Origin of the sequence: Virgibacillus sp. W0181, assembly GCF_051846915.1 — a bacterium.
Lineage (GTDB): Bacteria > Bacillota > Bacilli > Bacillales > Amphibacillaceae > JBPYCR01.
Genome location: NZ_JBPYCR010000007.1, coordinates 82,305 through 105,672 on the forward strand (window position 1 = coordinate 82,305; position 23,368 = coordinate 105,672).

General features: G+C 40.2%; 21 protein-coding genes and 1 pseudogene. 15 read left to right on the forward strand and 7 right to left on the reverse strand.

Annotated features, from left to right (window positions below; translation table 11 throughout):
• Nucleotides 1–82: 82 nt before the first annotated feature.
• Nucleotides 83–1,123, reverse strand: coding sequence for a nuclease-related domain-containing protein (locus ACLIBG_RS04845; RefSeq protein ID WP_439311595.1), 1,041 nt, complete (start codon nt 1,121–1,123; stop codon nt 83–85).
• A 939-nt stretch (nt 1,124–2,062) separates the two neighbouring features.
• Between ACLIBG_RS04845 and ACLIBG_RS04850 the strand changes: the two genes are divergently transcribed.
• The 4 genes and pseudogenes from ACLIBG_RS04850 to ACLIBG_RS04865 all read left to right on the forward strand — a co-directional run bounded on the left by ACLIBG_RS04850 (nt 2,063) and on the right by ACLIBG_RS04865 (nt 5,148).
• Nucleotides 2,063–3,064 carry a rod shape-determining protein gene (locus tag ACLIBG_RS04850; RefSeq protein ID WP_439311596.1) on the forward strand — a complete coding sequence of 334 codons (1,002 nt, stop codon included), beginning with the start codon at nt 2,063–2,065 and terminating at the stop codon, nt 3,062–3,064.
• Nucleotides 3,065–3,139: 75 nt separating this feature from the next.
• Nucleotides 3,140–3,945: pseudogene (locus ACLIBG_RS04855) on the forward strand (flagellar hook-basal body protein).
• Nucleotides 3,946–3,955: 10 nt separating this feature from the next.
• The gene (locus ACLIBG_RS04860; protein WP_439311597.1) at nt 3,956–4,786 is read left to right on the forward strand and encodes a flagellar hook-basal body protein; all 831 of its coding nucleotides are present in this window, start codon (nt 3,956–3,958) and stop codon (nt 4,784–4,786) included.
• A gap of 80 nt (nt 4,787–4,866) precedes the next feature.
• Nucleotides 4,867–5,148, forward strand: a complete 282-nt coding sequence (locus ACLIBG_RS04865; protein ID WP_439311598.1) for a DNA-directed RNA polymerase subunit beta — start codon at nt 4,867–4,869, stop codon at nt 5,146–5,148.
• 124 nt (nt 5,149–5,272) lie between these two features.
• Here the strand turns inward: ACLIBG_RS04865 and ACLIBG_RS04870 are convergent, their stop codons facing one another.
• Nucleotides 5,273–5,419, reverse strand: coding sequence for a lmo0937 family membrane protein (locus tag ACLIBG_RS04870; RefSeq protein ID WP_439311599.1), 147 nt, complete (start codon nt 5,417–5,419; stop codon nt 5,273–5,275).
• A gap of 147 nt (nt 5,420–5,566) precedes the next feature.
• Between ACLIBG_RS04870 and fabZ the strand changes: the two genes are divergently transcribed.
• Both fabZ and ACLIBG_RS04880 read left to right on the forward strand, forming a co-directional pair.
• Entirely contained in the window at nt 5,567–5,986 is a 420-nt protein-coding gene (gene fabZ, locus ACLIBG_RS04875; RefSeq protein ID WP_439311600.1) for a 3-hydroxyacyl-ACP dehydratase FabZ, read from the forward strand.
• Between the two features lie 128 nt (nt 5,987–6,114).
• Nucleotides 6,115–6,435 (forward strand): hypothetical protein, encoded by a 321-nt coding sequence (locus tag ACLIBG_RS04880; protein ID WP_439311601.1) that lies wholly within the window; start codon nt 6,115–6,117, stop codon nt 6,433–6,435.
• 133 nt (nt 6,436–6,568) lie between these two features.
• Here the strand turns inward: ACLIBG_RS04880 and ACLIBG_RS04885 are convergent, their stop codons facing one another.
• Complete coding sequence (locus ACLIBG_RS04885; RefSeq protein WP_439311602.1) at nt 6,569–6,757, reverse strand: YjfB family protein; 189 nt, start codon at nt 6,755–6,757, stop codon at nt 6,569–6,571.
• A gap of 250 nt (nt 6,758–7,007) precedes the next feature.
• Between ACLIBG_RS04885 and ACLIBG_RS04890 the strand changes: the two genes are divergently transcribed.
• The 9 genes from ACLIBG_RS04890 (at nt 7,008) to ACLIBG_RS04930 (ending at nt 19,717) form a co-directional block, all read left to right on the forward strand.
• Nucleotides 7,008–7,502, forward strand: coding sequence for a competence protein ComK (locus ACLIBG_RS04890; RefSeq protein WP_439311603.1), 495 nt, complete (start codon nt 7,008–7,010; stop codon nt 7,500–7,502).
• Nucleotides 7,503–7,764: 262 nt separating this feature from the next.
• Nucleotides 7,765–8,634, forward strand: a complete 870-nt coding sequence (locus tag ACLIBG_RS04895; protein WP_439311604.1) for an efflux RND transporter periplasmic adaptor subunit — start codon at nt 7,765–7,767, stop codon at nt 8,632–8,634.
• Entirely contained in the window at nt 8,631–11,702 is a 3,072-nt protein-coding gene (locus ACLIBG_RS04900) for an efflux RND transporter permease subunit (RefSeq protein WP_439311605.1), read from the forward strand. The genes ACLIBG_RS04895 and ACLIBG_RS04900 overlap by 4 nt, the downstream gene beginning before the upstream one ends.
• Nucleotides 11,703–12,126: 424 nt before the next feature.
• Nucleotides 12,127–12,444: a hypothetical protein gene (locus tag ACLIBG_RS04905; protein WP_439311606.1), complete on the forward strand. Its 318-nt coding sequence runs from the start codon at nt 12,127–12,129 to the stop codon at nt 12,442–12,444.
• Nucleotides 12,445–12,865: 421 nt separating this feature from the next.
• Nucleotides 12,866–15,025: a helix-turn-helix domain-containing protein gene (locus tag ACLIBG_RS04910; protein ID WP_439311607.1), complete on the forward strand. Its 2,160-nt coding sequence runs from the start codon at nt 12,866–12,868 to the stop codon at nt 15,023–15,025.
• A gap of 186 nt (nt 15,026–15,211) precedes the next feature.
• Entirely contained in the window at nt 15,212–16,255 is a 1,044-nt protein-coding gene (locus ACLIBG_RS04915) for a TRAP transporter substrate-binding protein (protein ID WP_439311608.1), read from the forward strand.
• Nucleotides 16,256–16,384: 129 nt separating this feature from the next.
• Complete coding sequence (locus ACLIBG_RS04920; protein ID WP_439311609.1) at nt 16,385–16,861, forward strand: TRAP transporter small permease; 477 nt, start codon at nt 16,385–16,387, stop codon at nt 16,859–16,861.
• A 4-nt stretch (nt 16,862–16,865) separates the two neighbouring features.
• A complete protein-coding gene (locus ACLIBG_RS04925) occupies nt 16,866–18,137 on the forward strand; it encodes a TRAP transporter large permease (RefSeq protein WP_439311610.1) in 1,272 nt (423 codons plus the stop codon).
• A gap of 341 nt (nt 18,138–18,478) precedes the next feature.
• On the forward strand, nt 18,479–19,717 hold the full coding sequence (locus tag ACLIBG_RS04930) for a Zn-dependent hydrolase (protein WP_439311611.1): 1,239 nt from the start codon (nt 18,479–18,481) through the stop codon (nt 19,715–19,717).
• 268 nt (nt 19,718–19,985) lie between these two features.
• On the opposite strand, the gene ACLIBG_RS04935 is transcribed toward ACLIBG_RS04930, so the two are convergent.
• The 4 genes from ACLIBG_RS04935 to ACLIBG_RS04950 form a co-directional block, all read right to left on the reverse strand.
• On the reverse strand, nt 19,986–20,720 hold the full coding sequence (locus ACLIBG_RS04935) for an ABC transporter ATP-binding protein (protein WP_439311612.1): 735 nt from the start codon (nt 20,718–20,720) through the stop codon (nt 19,986–19,988).
• Nucleotides 20,720–21,487, reverse strand: a complete 768-nt coding sequence (locus ACLIBG_RS04940; protein ID WP_439311613.1) for an ABC transporter permease — start codon at nt 21,485–21,487, stop codon at nt 20,720–20,722. Before ACLIBG_RS04940 ends, ACLIBG_RS04935 begins: the two co-directional genes overlap by 1 nt.
• The gene (locus tag ACLIBG_RS04945) at nt 21,484–21,771 is read right to left on the reverse strand and encodes a thiamine-binding protein (protein WP_439311614.1); all 288 of its coding nucleotides are present in this window, start codon (nt 21,769–21,771) and stop codon (nt 21,484–21,486) included. The genes ACLIBG_RS04940 and ACLIBG_RS04945 overlap by 4 nt, the downstream gene beginning before the upstream one ends.
• Before the next feature lie 394 nt (nt 21,772–22,165).
• Entirely contained in the window at nt 22,166–23,179 is a 1,014-nt protein-coding gene (locus tag ACLIBG_RS04950) for an ABC transporter substrate-binding protein (RefSeq protein WP_439311616.1), read from the reverse strand.
• Between the last annotated feature and the right edge of the window lie 189 nt (nt 23,180–23,368).

The following is a 23,368-nucleotide window of genomic DNA, read 5'->3' on the forward strand; positions in this document are numbered from 1 at the left end:
AATACAGCAATTGAAACACGACTTGTCGCTATTCATTCGAAGCGATTATTCCCTAGCCTTTTTGACACCCTCTTTTATTACGTTAGCTAAAGACGGTGGAATTCATTATTAGTGGGAACAGTTTTTTCTTCTGAGGGAAATCTGAGTCTTGAGGAAAATGATTTAAGGATGGAGCATAATATTTTCTACCTTTATTTTCTCCAGTAGTATGAAGATTCATTGGCTTCAGCAAGTTATATGCAGTGTGCGGAGAGGAAATTTGCAGTAATTCACGATATTCTAGATTGGTAATCGTATCCTTATAAAGGAGAAAGAAATCGAAAAGTAATTGCTTATGGCTATGCTTATCGGAATAATTGCACTTTGGACACCCCCATTTCCTAAATAAACGACGCATAGGGTAAAAACCGCAATTTTCACAGACGATACCTTGCATTAAGTGGTTTGCTGTTATTTGATATTTTGCGAGTAAGTCAGCGTACAGTGGATCGTTATGCTGTATTATCAAATCGATAAGACGGTCTATACTTGGTTTATTCAACTTTTTCTGGCTGAATTGTTTCTTTCGTTCATTTAATTGCGTTGGCAAATTATCAAAATGAATGAATTTGTTATAATAAGATGGATTGTTATGTACGTGTTTTATGATGGAGGAGGGGTGACTGGAGACCACAATTGTTTCTATGGGAAGATTAATATCGAATTGTTGAAGCCAATTATTCAGGTTCCATTTTTGCGTTTCTGCTTGTAAAACTGGATCTGAAAAACCAATTTCTTTTCCATCTACCTGTTGAATGAGCTGTTTTTGCAAAGAATCATAAATCACTGTCCCTTTTAAATTTTTGATTTCCACAATACAGATAAAAGATGGCGTTAAAATTAACGTATCAATCTGGAAATAATGCTCACTATGCTTTAGTCGCAAGCCGTAAAATAAATACAAATCATTATTGGGATATAAAGATAATTTATAGTCGACCCTCTTTTCTCCAATAAACCCAGCATAAAATCGAGCGTATTCATTACGTAAATGCTCATTGTTTTGATGGGATTTCTTAAGCCGACGAAAAAGAGCTTCGTATGCCAAAATAATATGAGGTTTTGTACGAGGTATTACAATCAAGACATCACTTCCTTTAAAAACTTACGTACAATTACAATATTCTACAAAGATTTACAAATACCTGCTTACTCTCACTATTTTTTATTTGAATAGTAAAAAATTGAAGGATATCCCGCATTTAAGGGATCATATCCACACTCGAGGAGAATATATCCGCACTCGAGGAGCTTATATCCACACTCGAGGGGAATATATCCGCACTCAGAAGATTATATCCACACTCGAGGGGAATATATCCGCACTCGGAGCTTATATCCACACTCAAGGTGAATATATCCGCACTTGAGGGGAATATATCCGCACTCGAGAGCTTATATCCACACTCAAGGGGAATATATCCGCACTCAGAAGCTTATATCCACACTCAAGAGGAATATATCCGCACTCGAGGAGCTTATATCCGCACTCAAGGGGAATATATCCGCACTCGAGAGCTTATATCCACACTCAAGGCAAGTATATCCGCACTCGGAGCTTATATCCACACTCGAGGGGTATATATCCGCACTCGAGAGCTTATATCCACACTCAAGGGGAATATATCCGCACTCGGGAGCTTATATCCACACTTGAGGGGAGTATATCCGCACTCGAGAGCTTATATCCACACTTGAGGGGAATATATCCACACTCGAGGAGCTTATATCCACACTTGAGGGGAGTATATCCGCACTCGAGAGCTTATATCCACACTCAAGGGGTATATATCCGCACTCGAGAACCATATATCCGCACCCGAACGAAAACCCGCCCCCTTAAATTTCCGTATAGGAGCAGCAATTCAAACCAAATGGTAAATAAATAGACCTTTGTCGAAAAATGATTCTACAATTTTTAATTATTTGCAGTTAATTGTAGAAGTTTGTGGTAAAATATAATATTAGTTATGGATTTTCGAATATGCACAGGATTGTATTGTTGCAAGGAGGATTAAAGCTCATGTTTTCTAGGGATATAGGGATTGATCTTGGAACAGCAAACGTGCTGATCCATGTTAAAGGTAAAGGAATTGTTTTAAATGAACCGGCAGTTGTGGCCATGGACCGAACGCAAGGGAGAGTTCTTGCTGTTGGGGAAGAAGCACACCGTATGGTCGGTCGTACACCAGGAAATATTGAAGCAATCCGTCCGTTGAAAGATGGAGTGATTGCTGATTTTGATGTAACAGAAGCAATGTTAAAGCACTTTATAAATAAAATAAATGTTCGCGGATTTTTATCAAAACCAAGAATGTTGATATGCTGCCCAACGAATATCACGAAAGTTGAGCAAAAGGCGATAAAAGAGGCTGCTGAAAAATCAGGTGGCAGAAAAGTCTATCTTGAGGAAGAACCAAAAGTGGCTGCGGTCGGCGCCGGTATGGAAATTTTCCAACCGAGCGGAAACATGGTTATCGATATTGGTGGTGGAACAACGGACGTGGCGGTACTATCCATGGGAGACATTGTAACGGCAGAATCGATTAAAATGGCCGGTGACAAATTTGATTTTGATATTTTACAGTATATCAAAAAAGAGTACAAACTCCTGATCGGTGAGCGTACAGCAGAGGATATTAAAGTAAATGTCGCAACTGTATTTCCGGGATCTCGTCACGAAGAAATGGCGATCCGCGGACGGGACATGGTATCCGGGTTACCTCGAACGATAACCGTTTATTCAGCCGAAATAGAGGAATCGCTGCGTGAATCGGTCGCATTGATTACACAAGCGGCAAAATCCGTCCTTGAACGCACTCCACCTGAATTGTCTGCGGATATTATTGATCGCGGTGTAATTTTAACAGGCGGCGGCGCAATGATTCACGGCATAGACCAATTATTGGCTGAAGAACTTAAGGTGCCTGTATTTATTGCGGAAGAACCGATGAATTGTGTAGCGGCCGGAACAGGTATCATGTTGGAAAACATAGATAAAATTGAACGTAAAAAAATAATTTAAAGAATCGTGATAGGGTGGCACAAAGGGATGTACAATCGCCCATTTAACAGATGAGCCAATAAGGAGGTTGACAGCTTGCTTAGAGGATTTTACACAGCCGCAAGCGGAATGATTGCACAACAGCGGCGTCAGGAAGCACTATCTAATAATATTGCGAACGCAAATACTCCCGGTTACAAAGCGGATGAAGCTACGGTACGGGCGTTTCCGGAAATGCTGCTGCAACAAATGGGCTCAAAAAATATTCCGACTGAACGCGGATTGAAATTACCGGTGCAGCAACCAATTGGCAGTATAAATACAGGCGTGTATGTTCAGGAGACAATTCCTGATTTTACGCAGGGCGATGTTAAAGCTACCGGGATCTCGACGGATGTCGCTCTTGTGAATCAGTTGCTTCCGGATGAAACAGGCAGCTTGTTTTTTACGGTGCAAAATGAAGCCGGAGAGACGCGCTATACACGTAATGGTAATTTCACCGTGGATGGACAAGGTTATCTCGTTACGAATGAAGGGTATTATGTCTCAGCCCAGTACAACCAAATAATCAAAATTTCACCATGTCACCGGAAGGGATTTTAGAAGCCGCTGGGCAAAATACCCCGCTTGGCATCACTTATATTGCTGATGCAAATAATTTAATTAAAGAAGGTAATGGCTTGTTTCGTGCCGGTGCAGAAGGAGATGCAGTCGCTTCCGAACTGGCTGGGGCAACATACACAATCAAACAAGGTTTTTTGGAACGTTCCAACGTCGACTCACTGCAATCCATGACGCAAATGATGGAGTCTTATCGGATGTTTGAAACGAACCAGCGTGTGTTAAAAGCCTATGATGAAAGTATGGGAAAAACAGTTAATGAAATTGGCCGTTTAGGCTAGGAGGTATGTTATGTCACGTTCTATGATTCAATCCGTAGTTACGATGAATCAGCTGCAGCATAAATTAGATGTTATCGGACATAATTTAGCAAATAGCCAAACGACAGGCTATAAAAGCAGGGAGACCGAATTCTCTTCTTTGTTATTTCAGCAGATGAATAATTTATCCGACCCGGGAAATGCTACGGGTCGCTTGACGCCTGATGGATTGCGTATCGGTTCCGGTGCGAAGCTTGGAGGAATCCATACAAATAATGCGCTTGGTTCCATCCAAGAAACGGATCGCGCTCTTGATACTCTGTTGTTACAAGAAAACACATTATACCAAATAAGTGTAACGGATGGCGGTGCAACGGAAACGCACTATACTCGGGACGGAGCATTTTATTTGCAGCCGGTTAATAATGACACAGATGTCATGTTGACGACTAGCGATGGCCACCCTGTCCTAGGGCTTACCGGCCCGATTGTAATCCCACAAGGATTTGATGCAATTGATATTCATCCGAGCGGACAAATAACAGTCAAACGTGGCAACGAAACAGAAGTAGTTGGGAACTTAGCGATTGTAGAAGCTGTCCGCCCAAGGTTATTGGAAACAACAGGGCAGAACGCCTTTAGACTACCTGATTTAGCTGTCATGGGATATAATTATGATGATATTATTGAAGCAGCAGATCCGACTGTCGATGTACTTAAAAGCGGCGCACTTGAGCAGTCTAATGTTGACCTTGCCAAACAAATGACTGATTTATTAATGACACAGCGATCTTATCAATTTAATGCACGTACAATTTCGATGGGTGATCAAATGCAAGGGTTAATTAACCAGCTCCGTTAAAAAATTTGAAGTTCGATCGATTACTAATTTTTCGGCGATAAAGAAGCCGATTTTTCAAAAGAATTAAGGTGAAACAATCCATGAGCCAAGAAAAAAATGAAAAAAATGAATTGACAACTGAAGATCAGCAAGCTAATGATCAGACTAGAAAGCAGAAAAAGGAAAAAAAGAAATGGTTAAAGAAACCAAGAAGACGCATTTTTCCTATTGGTTTGCGCATCGTTTTTGTTCTTTTGCTTTTCGCGGCAAGTTTGATGATCGGTTTAATGGTTGGATATGGAGTGCTGGGTGATGGAGATCCTGCCGATGCATTAAAGAAAGAAACATGGCAACACATTATCGACATCGTCACAAAAAAATAAAACAAGTGGGCAATATCAGATTCTTATTTATGAAACAAACACGTTCGCCAGTAGTGAGCGAACGCGCGTTTCCTAACTTGAAAATCATTCAATTTTTATACAAAACGTAAGGCATCAGTATTTGTTAGAGTGGCTTCCTGCCTGTAATAAGTCTAATGATTAGCACAACTAATGCAATCACAAGTAAAATGTGAATAAGGCCTCCAGCAATTTCAAATGAAAACCCGAGTAGCCACAAAATAATTAAAATAACAAATATCGTCCAAAGCATAACAAGCACCTCCTTATATCTTGATAGATGGTGTAATAATACGTGTTTGGTTTAATACATTTTTCGGACGAAGAGGTACATCTGTTACTTATAAAATACATATAGCCAATTTTAGTGCCGTTTAAACATTTTTTTGGAGTTGATTAGATGGATGTAAATGAAATTAAAAACATAATCCCACATCGCTATCCTTTTTTGTTTGTCGATCAAGTACTTGAAAAAGAGGAAGGCAAGCGAGTTGTCGGTTTAAAAAATGTAACGGTAAATGAGCCATTTTTCCAAGGACATTTCCCTGATTATCCAGTAATGCCCGGCGTGTTAATTCTTGAAGCGCTAGCTCAAGTTGGTGCGATTGCCGTACTTGATATAAAGGAAAACAAAGGGAAAATTGGATTTTTAGCCGGCGTGGACAAATGTCGATTTAAACGGCAAGTTCAACCGGGGGATCAATTAAAATTGGAAGTGGAAATATTGCGCATGAAAGGACCTATCGGAAAAGGAAAAGGTGTTGCAACCGTTGACGGTGAGCTTGCATGTGAAGCAGAAATAATGTTTGCTATTAAATAAATGAATAATTGATTCTTTAAACCTCTATTTATATAGAGGCTTTTTCATTTTCATAAAAAAATCTGTATCACTTAGCTAAAAGTGGTTAAGCTAAAATGGAAATCCAAATGACAAAGGAGGGAAGTCGGATGAAAAGGAACTTATTATTGAAACTTTGTGCACCGCTAATTGTTTTAGCGCTTGTAACAGCTTGTGGAACAACAGATGATTCGCCGGGTGACGACAATAACGACGCTCCGATGAATGAAGAAAACAATGATGAACTGAATAACAACGAGGATCAAATGGATAATGGAGATAATAACAACGATATGGGCAATGGGAACCAAGATAATAACAACGACATGGGCAACGATAATAACAATAATCCTGCTGACAATGATAACATGAACGAACCTGATTTGAATGATAATAATGGTGAAATGAATAATAATAACAACCAACAATAGGTTGATGTTTTCAAGTATGGATTGCAAAATTCCCTATTAAAAAGCTGGGGATTTTACACGTTCAATGTCACCCAAATTACTAAGCACATTCGCTAAATGTTTAAGCGAGTGTGCTTGTTTTGGTAGAATGAAGTTAAATGTTAAGATCAATTCGTGTGCCAAGGGAAGGATGATCCACTTTTTGATTTGATTGTTGCAACATTTCGACCAATTGATTTCCTTGTTGCTCCGTGAGGTTTTTTGCATGATTCAAAACAGCCAAACCAGCATCAGCTCGAACTTGTTTATTAGCCATTACGACAGACATAGCAGCAATATCCATTTGCACTCCCCCTTTTAAATGTCTATTCTGCAATCAATTATACCATATCCTTCCACTGTTTCGGAAGGTTTTATTCCAGCTAGTGACAAGTGAGAGCTTGTTAAGCTGTATCCAGATACATTCCAAATCCTCCTAATGCTTTGTAAAAACAATTTCCTTTAACAACTAGCTCATGCTCGCTTTTCCAGTGGCAAATATATAGATTAAATAGACTGAAAATAGTATAATAAGAGGTTAAAGGAGGCATTGCATGTCAACGGTGATTGTTGTTTCACAGCTCACAAAAGCAATTACAGTAAGTGATTCCGCTTATTATCGATCGGACGTATGGGAAGGAACGAAAATAAGACACTCCATTTATCCCCCCGAAAAAATACTCGATGACAGTTGTATTTTATTTGGTTCGAATTTGGAAGGTAGAAAACAAGCTGCAGCAAAATTATTAAAGACAAATACAAAACTGCCGTTTGCCGTTATCCCCTCACAAGGTGTTTACATGATTCCAACCGCTTCAACAAGAAATAAACGTTGCATCTATGTATCTTATTTTCACGTCGCGTCTTATGAAGCGAAAGAAAATAAAACCTTTATTTATTTTGCGGATGGCTCGGGTATGGTAGCCGATACATCTGTGAACAGTTTTGACATGCAATATAAAAAAGCAAGTCAACTCATTGTTCATTCCCATCGCGATGTCATATATAGAAAAGGATACATACCGGTAAACGACCTGCTACCAAAATAAGCTTTTCTTAAGCGAATAACTACAACACCTGAATATAAAAATGCACTCAATTTATCGCATGTTTGGCAGTTTATCTTTTCGCTATTCGGTTTGAATAATAGAAAAAAATCCATGCTCTCGGAGCGGATAAGTTTAACAAAACTTTCATTTTACAATAGCTTCAAAACATGTATGATAAGAAAAGAACGCACTATATGACCAAATATTTCAAGCTTGAGCTTGTTGTACATTAAAAGAATTTACCTAGGGGGAATACATACGAATGAAAAAGTTTTGGTACAGTACGATCATTGTCATTTGCATTACAATGATTGCGGCATGCAGTCAGGAAGAGAAAGGAAATACAGAAGAAGATGTTAATAATAAAACAATCCCGGTTGAAGTGGAAGAAGCGACAACCGATGATTTTATTGTTGAGAAATCAGTTTATGGACGTACCGCACCGGTTACCTCCGTCCCGGTTATCGTTCAAAATCCGGGTGAAATTGATTCGCTCGATGTGAAAAACGGAGATAAAGTTGAAAAAAATGATCGGATTGGTAAAATAAGTACCCCGATGGGTAAACAAAGTGTAAAAGCACAAACAGAAGGTGAAGTTGCCAATTTACAAACGGAAGGCTCCATGGCAACTACGGAGGAGCCAATCGCAATGATCGTGGACACAGAAGAAATGAATGTTACTTTTTCCGTAACGGCAAATGTACATAAGCTTCTTAAGTATGAAGATAAATGGCCGGTTTTTATTTCCGATGAGGAATACGAAGCAGAAATAACATCAATAGGCACGCTGCCGAGTGATACTGGTTTATATTCCATTCAGGCACGTGTTGATAATGCGGACGACGATATTTTAGCCGGAATGATTGCTGAAATGAGCGTAGAAGAGAAAGTCGTGGAGTCAACAATTATTATTCCTACAGAAGCAGTTGTTGAAGAAGGCGGAGAAACATTTGTTTATGTAATTAAAGATAATGAAGCCATTAAAACAGAAGTGAATGTGAAGGAAACACAAACCGACCAATCCGCAGTTGAAGGAGAAATTAAAGAAGGCGATCAGGTCGTTGTCAGCGGTCAGTTAACACTTTCCGATCAGAGTAAGGTGGAAGTTGTGAAGGAAGGGAAATCATCGTGAAGCTTGTAAATGTATCTGTAAAAAGGCCTGTTGGCGTCATTATGATCGTGTTAGCTATCATCGCCCTTGGGATTGTGTCGCTAAGGAGTTTATCTGTAGACCTGTTTCCGAAAATCGATTTGCCTGTTGCAGTAGTTGCAACGTCTTACCAAGACGCAGCACCAGAAGAAGTTGAAAAACTAATAAGTCGCCCAATTGAATCTTCCGTCAGTTCCGTCGAAGGGATGGAAACTGTACAATCACAATCACAATCCGGTTCATCCCTCGTCATGATGATGTTCAAAAATGGAACTGACCTTGATCAAGCTTTACTGGATGTACGGGAAAAAGTCGATCAAGTTAAAGGAATGCTGCCTGAACGTGCCGGTGATCCGCGTATTATGCGTTTTAGTCCAGATCAATTACCGGTCATGTGGGTTGGCTTAACCGGAAAATCTCCGGAAGCATTAACGCAAATTGCTGATGATCAAGTCGTTCCGTACTTTGAAAGGCAAGGTGGAGTGGCATCCGTAACTGTAGAAGGCGGAAAAGAGCGGGAAATCCAACTCGTTTTGGATCAAGCGAAATTACAGCAATACGGTGTCACAACCCAAACCATTACCCAAGCATTAAACGCAACCAATCAGTCTTCTTCAGTTGGAAAAATTGAAAAAGGAAGTCAGGATCTGCAGTTGCGGGTAATTGGCGAATTTACATCAATTGAAGACATTAAACAAACGATTGTTCAATCCGAGCAAGGTGCGGCTGTACATATCGAGGATATCGCTGAAGTGAAGGACACGTTCAAAAAATCCTCATCGGCGACATTAGTAAATGGAAAACCTTCTCTCGTGCTATCAATTATGAAAAAAACCGATGCAAACACGGTGGATGTAGCCGGGAATATATCAAGCAGTATGGAAGATATTCAAGAGCGGCTGCCACAGGATGTGAATTTGGACGTCGTCATTGACACATCCGAATTTATTCAAATGTCGATTGATTCCGTCGTTAAGAATATTTTAATCGGTGGAGCTATTTCCATATTCGTTTTACTATTATTTTTAAAAAGCGTCCGTGCAACGGTTGTTATTGGTTTATCAATTCCAATAGCCATTATTTCAACGTTTTCATTAATGTACTTTACAGGCGAAACGTTGAACATTTTAACACTTGGGGGGCTTGCACTCGGACTTGGAATGATGGTTGACAGTTCGATTGTGATTTTGGAAAATATTTATTCCTACCGGCAAAGAGGCCATTCTCTCGTAGATTCCGCCATTAAAGGGGCAACAGAACTCACCCCGGCGGTTATAGCATCGACAACGACAACACTTGTCGTATTCCTTCCGATTATTTATGTTGAAGGAATCGCGTCGGATATGTTTACACCGCTTGCGTTGGCTGTATCATTTTCATTAATCGCATCTCTAGTTGTGGCTGTAACGCTAGTTCCAATGCTGTCATCGAAATTGTTATCAAAGGCGATGGAAGACAGCGGAAGAAGGAATTGGTTTGATCGTTTATTGGAAAGAGTGAAAAACGGTTATGCGCGTGTGTTGAAAAAGGTACTGAAATTCCGCAAAACGACCGTACTTGGAACGTTTGTGGCCATTGCGGGTAGCTTAGCACTAACCCCGCTTATCGGAGCCGAGTTTATCCCAGCATCCGACCAAGGGCAATTGGAGATCCGCGTGGAAACAAAAGCGGGGACTTCACTTAAAAATACAGAAGAAGTAGTCGAACAAATTAATGAGAAGTTGGTTAATTACGAATCAGTCATGGAAACGAACTTCGTCAGTGTTGGCAGCAGTGGATTTGGAGGAGCGGGCTCTGGTGCTAACAGCGCCACCTATACGATTCAGCTCGTTCCATCCGCGGATCGTGATATGTCAACAACAGATTTTGAACAAAAGGTTGATAAAGAGCTTCAAACAATCCCTGGTGCGGAAATTATCGTAAGTGAGATGGATGCCGGAGTTGGAACAGGTGATCCGATCCAAATTCAATTAAATGGACCAGAGCACGATGTTTTGCGTGACCTAGCTGATCAAGTCGTCAACGAAATTGATGGAATCGATGGCGTATACAATGCGGAATCTGGAGCCGCAGAAGGCGTCCCGCAATTGGGGATTGAAGTGGATGAAGAAAAAGCTGCCATATATGGAACAACGAAGGAGCAAGTGACAGCTCAGATTCAAATGCAATTTACCGGTCAGGTCGCTACGCTATACCGGGAGGAAGGGCATGAAATAGATGTCACACTCCTCTATCCGGAAGAGAAACGTACAGAAATAAATGATCTGGAAAATATGAAAATACAAATACCGTCCGGAGCGCTCATTCCACTGGAAGAAATTGCTGCATTTAAGGAAGTCCAGGGGCCGGAGACATTAACACGGCAAAATCAACAAGCACAAATGAATGTCACGAGTGAAATAAAGGACCGTGATCTCGGAAGTGTTTCAAACGATGTGGAAGCTGCATTAAACAATATGAATTTCCCAGAAGGTTATAGTCACGATATCGGAGGGCAAGCAGAAGACATGGCTAAATCATTTTCTGATCTAGCTTTGGCACTCGTCTTCTCAATCTTCTTAGTCTATGCCGTTATGGCAATTCAATTTGAAAACTTCCTATTCCCGTTTATCATCATGTTTTCCATGCCAGCTACCGTTGTCGGAGTCTTTGGCGGTTTGTTCATAACCGGACTGCCACTCAGTATCCCGGCCTTTATTGGAATTATTATGCTGGCCGGAATTGTCGTCAACAATTCGATTGTATTAGTGGACTACATTAACATATTGCGCGATCGGGGAATGGATCGGTATGAAGCGATTATTGAAGCAGGACGAACCCGACTGCGCCCGATTTTGATGACCACGCTAACAACCATATTGGCGATGATCCCACTTGGTTTGGCACTTGGTGAAGGCGCGGAAATGCAACAACCACTTGCCGTAACCATTATATTCGGGCTAGGAATTTCAAGTATATTTACATTATTACTCATTCCGGTCGTCTACACATTTTTTGATGATTTAACTGGTAAACTTACCCGACGGAAGAAAAAAGAAAAACAAGCATAAGAAATGGGAAAGGCAAAATTTTAGAAGCTTGGTAAACTTTCCATCCTGCGCCGCATTCGCTTAAATAGAGGCGAATGCGGTTAGCTGTGGGGAATAGTCTTCAGTAGACAGTCCCGAGTGCGGCTGAAAGTTATTTTTAAAGGGTCAGATAGTATAAATTTTTGCGCATAGCTGTCTAGCTTAAGCGCCCATCCCCTCGAGGTCTTAAGCAATAACTCTTCGTGGCAAAAATCGCCACTACGATTTCTTGCTTAAGCTTGTCGGGGCTGACCAGGGCGCTTGCGCTTTTCTTTAAAGAACCGTAGAAAAGTCTTCTTTCAGTTAATTATTAAATTACGTCGACAAAAACAAAAGCGAGTGGTAAGATAAAGACGGCTTTTTTATTTTTCCAAAAATACAATCGTTTAGAAAAAGAGGTGAAAAGATGTCTATATCACGTATATTAAAATGGGTTTCCGGTGGCGCTGAAGCATTGCTTGCTATTCCAATTGTTGGGGGAGCTTTCGTTGTGGGTCTTTACTGGACACCGCTTTTAGTCATGTTAATTTTGCATATTGTTACGCTCGTAATGACGAAAAACGATGGTGGTCCATCAGCAGGCAGTATCGTTGGGATTGTTACTTCCTGTATTGCCTGGATTCCAATCTTAGGTTGGATTATGCACGTTGTAGCTGCTATTGTTCTCATGGTTAATGCAGCAACTCCTGATCCGGAACCAGAGATTGGCGGTGAAATTGTTTAATACAGCATAAAAATGTATTGTGCGATGGGAATGGATATTGAAGGGATTATTTCTAAGATTAATAGCAATTATATATACTTCATATTCCCGTCGTGCTATATTTTACCGCAACTGTTTATCGTAAATATTAAAGCAAAAAAACGTCACCCCACACCACAACCATATAACCAAACAATCACAAAAAAAGTGCATGCTCGAGCTACTTAAAGCCAGAGCCACACTTGTCATACTCCATATTTCCCCATACCAAAACAAAGGTAGACAAAAATCTATATATAATCCAAAGATTTTGATAAAATAAAAAAGTCATCACATGTTGATAGACATAGCGTTTTAAACTCTGATATGTGTGCAATAAAACGCAAGTGTTAAATGTCAGGAGTACCTATTTCACCTAATAATAAAGGATGATTAACAACAAATGTTACAAGTATATAAAACTTTTTCCGAATCGATTACGAATTTAGCGGAATTATTGGATCACCCTCTTATTGACATTGATATTGCCCATAATCAGGATACATATAATTTAATGCCGGATATAAACGAAATAGAATATAAAAAAGAAGAAATGACGATAGTTAGCGTTGAAGTAGAACAAAGCACGACCGTTATTCTTCAGTTTGCCAAAATATTTATGCCAGCCGACAAGCTTCGGTGGGAAAAAATAGTGTCGCAGCATTGGGAATTTGTCGGCTTCATTCGAAAGGCGGATTATCAGCTCAAATCTCGCAATCTTCTACTGTACACGGCGAAGACATTAGCCTCCCCACTTCGATTGAAAGACGTGCTGAAACAAATTTTAAGCAACACGCTGGAAGTTATTGAAGCGGCTGATGCGGGAAGTATTTATTTCTTTGATAAAGCGGAAAACGTACTAGTTCCAATGGTAACAGGAGGATATAACTGGAATTACATTAAACATATCCGGTTTAAACCTAACGAATCATTGACAGGGATAACTTATTCCACAGGCGAAGCAACAATTTACAAAAACACGGAAAATGTGTTAAATGCGATGAAAACGATGGAAGCGAAAAATCGTTATTACTTCGATTTGGCGGTTCCTAAGGATTCGAGCGGAGCAAGGGCACTGCCAAGAGACACGATGGGTGCCCCATTTATTATTGAAGGGAAATGTCTTGGCGTTATTGTAATCAATAACTATTTCATTAATGCGAATTTCAGCCAGGATGATCTTGAATTGCTTGTAGCTATATGCAATCAGGCATCACTTGCTATTCAGCGGGCACAGTTATTTCAGGAAATCGAAGGTCAAGTTCAGGAACTCCGACAATTAAACGATTCTATTCATCAAAAAAATCAATTGCTTGAATCAGCATCAAATATTCATTCGAAATTAATGGAAATTATTTTGCAACAAAAACAGATTTCCGAAATGGCCAATGTCATTGCAGACGTCGTGAATAATCCTATCGTGATTTACGATGAGCATGTAAATTTGCTAGCGGCATCTGTCATTGAGGATGATTTAGGCTTTGTGCAAGAAATGCCCTCCTTTTTAAATGAGTTTAAAAGAATAGAACAAACGAAACAATCGGTTCATATTAAGAAGGCAGACATCTATCCTGTAACCCATCCGTTGTATTTATATCCAATTATCGTAGCCAATCAAGTACGCGGGTATTTGGTCATTGTTGAAAAAAATAAAGCAATTAAAGAACTGGAAAAAACGACGGTTGAACAATCGTCTACTGTTATTGCCATCGAATTGCTGAAACGAGAATCCATTTATGAAACCGAGCAGCGAATTAGAGGAGAATTTTTGGATGATATTGAAACTAATCTGGATGTGGAACTCATTGAAAAGCAGGGAAGTTACTTAGGTATTTCCGATCGATTTTATTATAATTTCATTGGCATAGAACTGGATCAATCGATCGACAATAATTTCTATTTTGATAACCACCAAATAAAGCGGCTACAAAGAAGAATTGAAAAGATTATTCTTCAAGCAAACGACAGCAATATTACGTTTAACCGGATGCATGGATTGAAAGCCCTCGTCGGCTGGAATAAAAATATAACAAGTGAAATTGCTGTGGAACGGTCTTTAGAGCTCGTAAAAGCGATTCAACAACAAATCGAAAGAGAGTTTCCCGATTTTTCATGCTCTTTTGCGATTGGCAGGTTGTCAACATCATGGGGAGAAATGCAGCAATCTTTTCAAGATACGAATAAATGTATGGACGTCTTACATGAAAGAAAATTACCAGGTCAAATGATGACTTATAAGGAAATTGGTCTGTCACGTATTATTATGAATACCTCCCAAGAAGAATTGCAGCAATTTGTCATGGATCAACTGCATCCCCTTTTCAATTATGAACATCAGAATCGGGAAGAACTAATTAAAACATTGGATATATATTTGAACACGAATCAAAACCTGAAAGAAACAGCAAGGACCTTGCATTTACATACAAATACACTGCACTATCGGTTAAAACGAATCGAAGAAATCTTAGGATTATCCCCAAAAGATGATTTGTTACAATTGAAATTCGCCTGGAACATTATGGATATATTAGGAACAAAGAGTTCGTGGATGAACATATGATTTATTTTTGTAATTTATTCAATATTTATTTAAAAAGTTTGTATGTTTACACATCGAAATAAGTCGTATAATTGCTTATACTGTTAATTAATCAATATTCGGGGGAGGTTCTACAGAAGAGTAGCTGTATGATAAACGAATGATCAAATGTAAGCGTAATTATTATAAAATATGGAGGACTTATAAATGAAGAAGCGACTGGTGTTTTTATTTGGGATAACCGCATTTGTCCTAGCTTTTGCTACAGCTTGCGGTGGGAACGATAATGCTAATGAAGGTAGCAGTGACAGTAGTGGAGAAACCCATGAATGGAGAATCGGTTTTAACACCGTTGAAGGCTCTGTTAAAGATGTCGCAGCGAAAAAGTTTAAAGAAGTAGTTGAAGCTGAGTCCGACGGTAACATTACTGTTGAAATTTTCCCGGGGGAATCATTAGGAAACGAACAGGAAATGCTTGAATCGATTCAGGCCGGAGCACTTGAAATGCAAATTGTTGGGTCAAGCCTTGTAGCAAATACGATTCCGGAATACGGTTTAATGGGCTTGCCATTTTTAGTAAATGATTTTGACGAAGCATACGCTATATTGGACGGAGAACTTGGTCAAAAGTGGGCTGACATGGGGGAAGATCACGGCTTTAAAGTAATTGGTACAACTGATTTGGGAGGATTTGCTCAAATTACGAACAATGTTCGACCAATTAACAAGCCGGAAGATCTAAAGGATATTTCCATGCGTGCACCGAATGACGTTATATTAATGGAAACCTTTGAAGCATTGGGTAGTCAAGTATCTCAGCTTCCGTATTCCGAGCTATACTTAGCACTTTCTCAAGGGGTAGTCGATGGCCAGTTTAACCCAAAAGATGCGATATACCAAACGAAGTTCCATGAAGTGCAGGATTATTTAGCGAATGTAAATATCGCTTTCTACACGTCAAAGTTCATTATGAACCTCGATATGTTTAATGAATTAGATGAAGAAACACAAGAGCTCGTATTAAAAGCAGGTGAAGAAGCGGAAGCAGCATCCCGTGAATATACGATTGAAGAAAGTCTAGAAATGGATGAACTTCTGGAAGATGAATTTGTTGAAATCACCAACCCGGATCCACAACCTTTTCGAGATAAAATGGATCCTGTTTACGATATCGCTAGAGAGCAGACAAGTCCGGAAGCGGTAGATGAACTACTAGAATTCTTGGAAGAATATCGCGCAAATAATGAATGATCGTATTGAGTTGAATAGTCGGTTGCCCATCAACAGAACCGGTACCGAAATAAGAAAATAAGAAATAGAGGCGGAGCAAGCCGTCTCTATTTCTTTTAAATGAAGGAATTAGAAGAGGGAGGGTTACACATGATCGATAAGTTTATATCTATTGTACGTATAATAACGAATATATTGATGGCTTTATTAACAATGATCGTCTCTTTTGAAGTTATTAGTCGTTACTTTTTAAATACGCCGGTTAAACAAACGAGTGAACTGGCTGCAATCGTATTCCCTTGGATGGCTTTTTTGGCTGCAATTATTGTAACGAAGGATAATGGACACTTTGCAGTTAGCTACTTCAGAAACTTCTTGCCGAAAAAAATGCAAGTTGTATCGATATTTATTACGAAATTAATTATGCTTTATTTTTCTGTATATATGATTATATCGAGTGTACAATTATTTAACATTTCCGCATCACAGCGTCTCCCTGTTTTGCAAATATCCAAAGCATGGTTGCATTATTCCATTACCGCAGCATTTATCGGTATTACCCTCGTTATTGTATATCAATTGTATTTGATGATCGTAAAAAAAGACCTTGCGTTAGAGGAGGAATAATAACATGATTTGGGTAATGATTTTAGCTTTCTTTGGCTTGATGTTTTTCGGTGTGCCTATCGCATTTGCAATGGGGGCATCCGCATTAATGTATATGATGGTAGAAGGGATTCCGCTATCCATGGTAGCACAGCAATTTTTCTCTAACTCGCAATCTTTTGCTTTTTTAGCGATCCCGTTTTTTATTTTGACAGGTAGTTTAATGGTCCATGGAGGTATTGCTCAACGAATCATTAGCCTGGCAGATACAATGGCTCGTCAATTACCGGGTGGACTTGGTTGTGTCTCCGTTGTAACGAGTATGGGAATGGCCGGTGTGTCCGGTTCATCTGTTGCTGATGCAGCTTCTGTTGGAAGTGTATTAATTCCAGAAATGAAGAAAAAAGGGTATTCATCTCCTTTCGCAGCCGCAATTAATGCATCCAGCTCGGTTGTAGGAATTATTATCCCGCCAAGCAGCACAATGATCATCATCGCTTGGCTTGCTAATTTATCGGTAGCGGAAATGTTCCTAGCCGGTGTTATACCAGGTGTTATGATCGGTGTCGCATTTTTATTTTTGACGATTTTTATTTCCGTAAAAAGAGACTATCCGAAAGAAAAACGTGCAACATTTTCCGAGTTTGTCGTCAGCTTTCGAAAAGCGATTTGGGCATTGATCCTTCCGGTTGTCTTAATTTATGTCATTGTATTTGGGATTGCAACAGCTACTGAAGCAGCAGCGCTTGCAGCCGTATATGCATTTCTAGTCGGTACAGTTGTGTATCGTACATTGAATTTCAAAAAGATTGTTGATTCCCTCGTCGAAGCAGTGTACGGTACGGCGATTGTTATGTTTATTGTGAGTACTTCCACGATCTTTACGTGGGTACTTATTTCGGAGGGAATTCCAAAAATGCTCGGGGAATTATTATTAGGACTTGGTGTTGCTGATTGGGGGCTCATCTTGTTGCTTGTAGTCGTCATGTTACTTGCCGGGATGGTTATTGAGCTCGTTCCGAATTTATTTATTTTCATCCCCATCTTCTTTCCGATCGCCCAAACGATCGGCATGGATCCAATACATTTTGCGATTGTTATGCTTTGTACGTTGGCGCTTGGATTGTTTACACCGCCAGTTGGATCGACATTGTACATATCGATTCACCTCGCGAAAATTGATATGGAAGAAACAATCAAAGATGTACTACCATTTTTCTTTGTCGGAGCAGTTGTTGTCTTGTTAGTGACATACATTCCGTCCTTAACACTCTGGGTTCCAAGTTTATTTATGTAAGTGCTTGAATGAATGCAGTTGTTTTCCTTTCCACTGTAATTAATCGCCTAAAGTGCGAGGAAAAGCATAATTTATCAATATAGGAGACTTCTTTTTTTAAAAGATAAGAATGTATAAAATTTGTCGCATATCTGTCTAGCTTCAGCGCCCAGAAACTAGGCGACTTCCCACAGCGCCTTACGATAAGTCATCATCGATTCGCGGTGCTCATCGTGATTTCTTTATCTCAGTTGCTTCGGTCCAGTCGCTACGTTTCTAAGCGGGGCGCTTGCGCTTTTCTTATATAGGTTGTGAAACAAATGATGATACGTCAAGTATAGGAAGTTGCAGGAGGTGAATCGATGCAAAAGAATTATGAAATTAATAGAGACCGGCTATGGGCATCGATTCTTGAGCTATCGGAAATTGGCAATGATGATCGTACCGGTATAACAAGACTATCTTTCAGCGAAGCGGATATGGAAGCAAGGAAGTACATTATGCTGTTAATGAAGGAAGCGGGACTTCATGTGCGCATCGATGCTGTAGGAAATATTATTGGAAGATTATCCGGTACAGATAATACAAGGCCGGCCGTCATTACCGGTTCACATATTGATACCGTCATTCAAGGAGGCATGTTCGATGGAGCACTTGGTGTTCTTGCAGGAATTGAAGTCGCACGCACGATCAATGAATCAGGAGTAACGCTCGTTCACCCTCTAGAAATTATTTCTTTCACCGACGAGGAAGGAGCTAGATTTGGCTCTGGTTTTATCGGAAGCAAAGGAATGATCGGTGATTTGAACGAGGAGCATTTTCAGATGACGGATGTAAATGGAGTTACCTATGCCGAAGCATTTGCCCACGCCGGATTAAATGCGAAGGAATATAGGAATGCAATTCGACATCCAAAAGAAATAAAAGCATATGTCGAACTTCATATTGAACAAGGCAAAATTTTAGAAATGGAGGACTTATCAATCGGCATTGTTACAGACGTACGAGGCCCTGCACTAATGAACGTTTCTTTTATCGGTGAAGCTAATCACGCAGGCACAACCCCAATGTCTTTGAGGAAGGATCCATCGCTTGCTATGGCCGTCGCACTTCCTCTCATTGAAAAAATTGCAGTCAAATGGGAAGGAGTAGCCACTGTCGGAAAAATGAATTTCAAACCGGGCGAAACAAACGTCATTCCCGAAGCCGTTGAATTTACAATAGACTTCCGGCATACCGATAAAGCAATTCGTCAACAAATGAAAAAAGAAATAATCCAAAGACTGCGAATGATCGCCAAACAAAGAAATGTTGAACTGCAAACGGATATTAAGTTGGACATAGGGCCTGTCGCCTGCTCTCCTGAGGTAATTAAACAAATGGAAAAGGCCTGCTGGGACGCTTCTTTGCCGGCACATAAAATGAAGTGCGGTGCCGGACACGACGCACTTGTACTCGGTAAAATAACAAATTTCGGTATAGTATTTGTCCGTTCGAAAGACGGAAAAAACCACCACCCAACTGAATGGAGCAGCAAAGAAGACTGTGGCAAAGGGACCCAAGTTTTATTGAACACAATAATGTACTTGTCTGAAGAATAATCAAAAAAGTTGTTGTCGCCAATGGTGCAACAGCTTTTTAAAATGGATAATAAGGGAGTTATTTAAATTGAAAAAGGGGATCGCGCGTCAGGGTTAGAGGACATCACCATGAGAAAAACGTGTGTAACCGACGCACCAATATACTCCTTAAAGCGGTGGCAGGGCACTTCACCTTAGTATAATCATTTTAAGCCGATAGCCTAATTAACACCGAAATAAAATTACGCTAAACACCCACCCATCTACATTAAAAATCCAAGGCAATGCACTAATGCATATCGCCTTGGATTATTTTAATAATATCCTTTTTCCATTGTAAAAATTCCGATGTTAATAAAATTTCTTCATCCCTCGGTCGGGCAAATGGAACATTTACAACTTCCTTCACTTCTGCCGGATTTGCAGACAAAATAACAATTTTATCCGATAAAAACAATGCTTCATCTATACTGTGGGTAATAAACAAAATTGACTGATCATGCTCTTCCCAAATAGATAACAACCATTTTTGCATGTCCAGTCGCGTAAATTCATCGAGCGCAGAAAACGGTTCATCGAGACACATAATTGATTGCGGACTTAGCAACGCACGAATAAAAGCAGCACGTTGCATCATGCCGCCGGAAAGCTCATGGGGATAGGCATGAACAACATCTCCAAGCCCAGCCTTCTCCAACATCGCAATTGCACGCTCGGCATCTTTTTCTCCTTGCAGCTCTTGGCCAAGCAACACATTATCTAGAATCGTCCGCCATGGAAAAAGGGAAGCTTGCTGCGGCATATAGCTAATAAATCCGCTTTTGTTTGTAATTTGCTCCTCATTTAAATAAATATCACCACTATCGGGAGTGAGCAATCCTCCGACAAGGCTGAACAATGTACTTTTACCACTCCCGGATGGACCAATTAATGAGACAAGTTCACCATCCTCCACTTGCATGGAAATTTCCTTCAACACATGCTTGTCGCCAAAAGATTTACTCACCTGACGCAACTCCAGCATTATGCATCATCTCCTTTCCGCTGCCACCGAATGAAAAACTTTTCCAGCAATAAAATCAGACCGAAAAAGGATAAGCTCAATGCCATCGCAACAATGATTGCAACAAACACACGCGGGGTACGGTAGGATGAAGCAGCCAAAGTCATAAAGACGCCGATCCCTTTCTGCGCGCCAAGCCATTCGGATACAACCGCCGCCATGACGCTATACGTTCCCGCAATTTTTAAGCCGGAAAATACGGAAGGAATCGCATGTGGAAGTTCCAACTTCCAAAATAACTGTCTCTTACTCGCCCCCATCATTTTCATGTAATGAACCAACTCACGGCTTGTTTGCGTAAACCCGCTCAACGCTGAAACGGCAATCGGGAAAAAACATGCGAGCGTAATAATTATCAGCTTCGGCAAAGCATTAAAGCCAAACCATATGACAAGCAATGGTGCCAGCACGATGATCGGCATGTTTTGTGATAAAATGATAAACGGAAAAAACGTTTCCCGCACACGCGGCAATAAATGCAAGATCGTTGCAACACCAAGTCCAACCGTCGTTCCAATCAAAAAACCTGAAATAGACAATTGAATGGTGGAAGTCAAATGTGGCATGAATGTTGGGACAACGTCTTTAGCCTCCCGCACAATATCAGAAGGGGCGGGAAGCAGCCAATCTTCAATAGAAAAAATACGCGTAGCTACTTCCCATAATCCAATAAAAAGGATAATTGCAATAATCGGCCGCCAACTTTTTACGAAGATGCTTTTCTTCATTGATATTTCTCCGTTAGTTTATTCATCGAGATCCCCTCTGGTTGATATGCAATTTTCACTTGTGAAATAACCCCCGGTGCACCGAGTTCTGCCATTTTTTCATTCATTTGTTGGACGATTTTCAACAGCTCTGATAATTCACCTTCCATCGTCGTTTCCATTGGATGTACCTCAAATGTCACATTTGCCGAGTCTATTACTGCAATTGCTTCATCAACAAATGAATAGACGTCTTCATTGTTTACTTTAGGAATAATTTGAATGCTTAACAACGCATTAGCCATTTAACCACCACCTTTATATATGAAGAGACAAGCGTGCTTTTCTTTATAAGATTAGAATGTATATAACATTGTGTATAGCTGTCTAGCTTAAGCGCCCAGAAACTAGGCGACTTCCTGCAGCGCCTTGCGATAAAGAAGACTTGCCGATTGGCTTTAGACAGAGGCTTAGTCGCCCTTATGCCCTCGGGTGAAAGTCATCATCGATTCGCGGTGCTCATCGTGATTCCTTTATCTTAGTTGCTTCAGTCCAGTCGCTACGTTTCTAGGCAGGGCGCTTGCGCTTTTCTTATGACCCGCCAAGCACGCTATCCAATTTATACAATCGTTATAAAACCCGTTTCACAATTCAAGCTTATAATAAAAATTATTTTTTATTTCACCTGACTTTAACAGTTTAATCTTCAGGTAAAAATTCATTCGTAAATGCTTTGTCTACATCTACTGCTTCATCAATAATTTCATTGTCTAGTAGAAAGTCAGCAAACTTTTGCCATCTTTCCTGTTCCTGAATACCGAAACGCTCCGCATCATCCTGGTATCGAGGTGACAGCCATTCTTGACTTCTTTTAACTAATTCTGGATCCAAATCAGGCTCAGCATCAATTAAAACTTGCGCAGCTTCTTCCGGGTTTTCAATCGCAAATTCATATCCTTTCACCGCAGCCGCAGTAAAAGCTTTTACTGTTTCCGGGTCTGCGTCAATCATATCCTCGCTCGTTGCTAGAATTGGCGTATAGAAATCAAGCTTATCGGAATAATCGGCAAGATAAACCATATTCAAATCTACACCTCTAAGCTCTGCTTCAATTCCAGTCCAGCCGTAATAAACGAGTGAGAAATCAACGTCCCTTTCTACAGCGACGAAAAAGTCGGAATCACCGGTCGTAATAAAGTCAACTTCTTCTACATCTGCACCATCATTATTCATCAATGTTGTCATCATCGCTTTTTCCAAATCAGAGCCGTATGCACCAAATTTTTTCCCTTCGAAATCTTTTGGCTCGGTAATATCTTTTTCTACTGGTGAAGCATAGCCTGCAGTATTATGTTGTATCACTGCTGCAACTGAAACAATCGGCAACCCCTCCGAACGTGCTTGCGTTAAACCTTCTTGGTAGCTAACCCCAAAATCCGCTTTCCCTGCAGCAAGCAGCTGATTAACTCCTACTTCTCCGGGTAGTAAAATCTCTACATCCAATCCTTGTTCCTCAAAATATCCTTTTTCTTTGGCAACATAAATTCCCGTATGGTTCGTATTCGGTGTCCAGTCCAGTGCAAATTTCACCGGTGTTAGCTCAGCGTTATCGGCATTGTCTTCGGACGATTCATTTGTGTTCTCATTATCATCCCCGCACGCCGCCATCAATACAAGTACAAAAATAAATAAAAACGAATAAACTTTTTTCAACTGTATTCCTCCTTATGATGTTTCAACCTGTTTACACGTTTATGTGGAGTTGTTCCTTCATCTGCCAGCAATGAGACCTGCCATTGAGCTCAACCTAACTAATCCGTATAAAAGCTGCGGATATGGCCCAATATGCAAACACCTGCTACAAAAACAACGATGATAGATCACTAGAGTTTTAGCTGATTG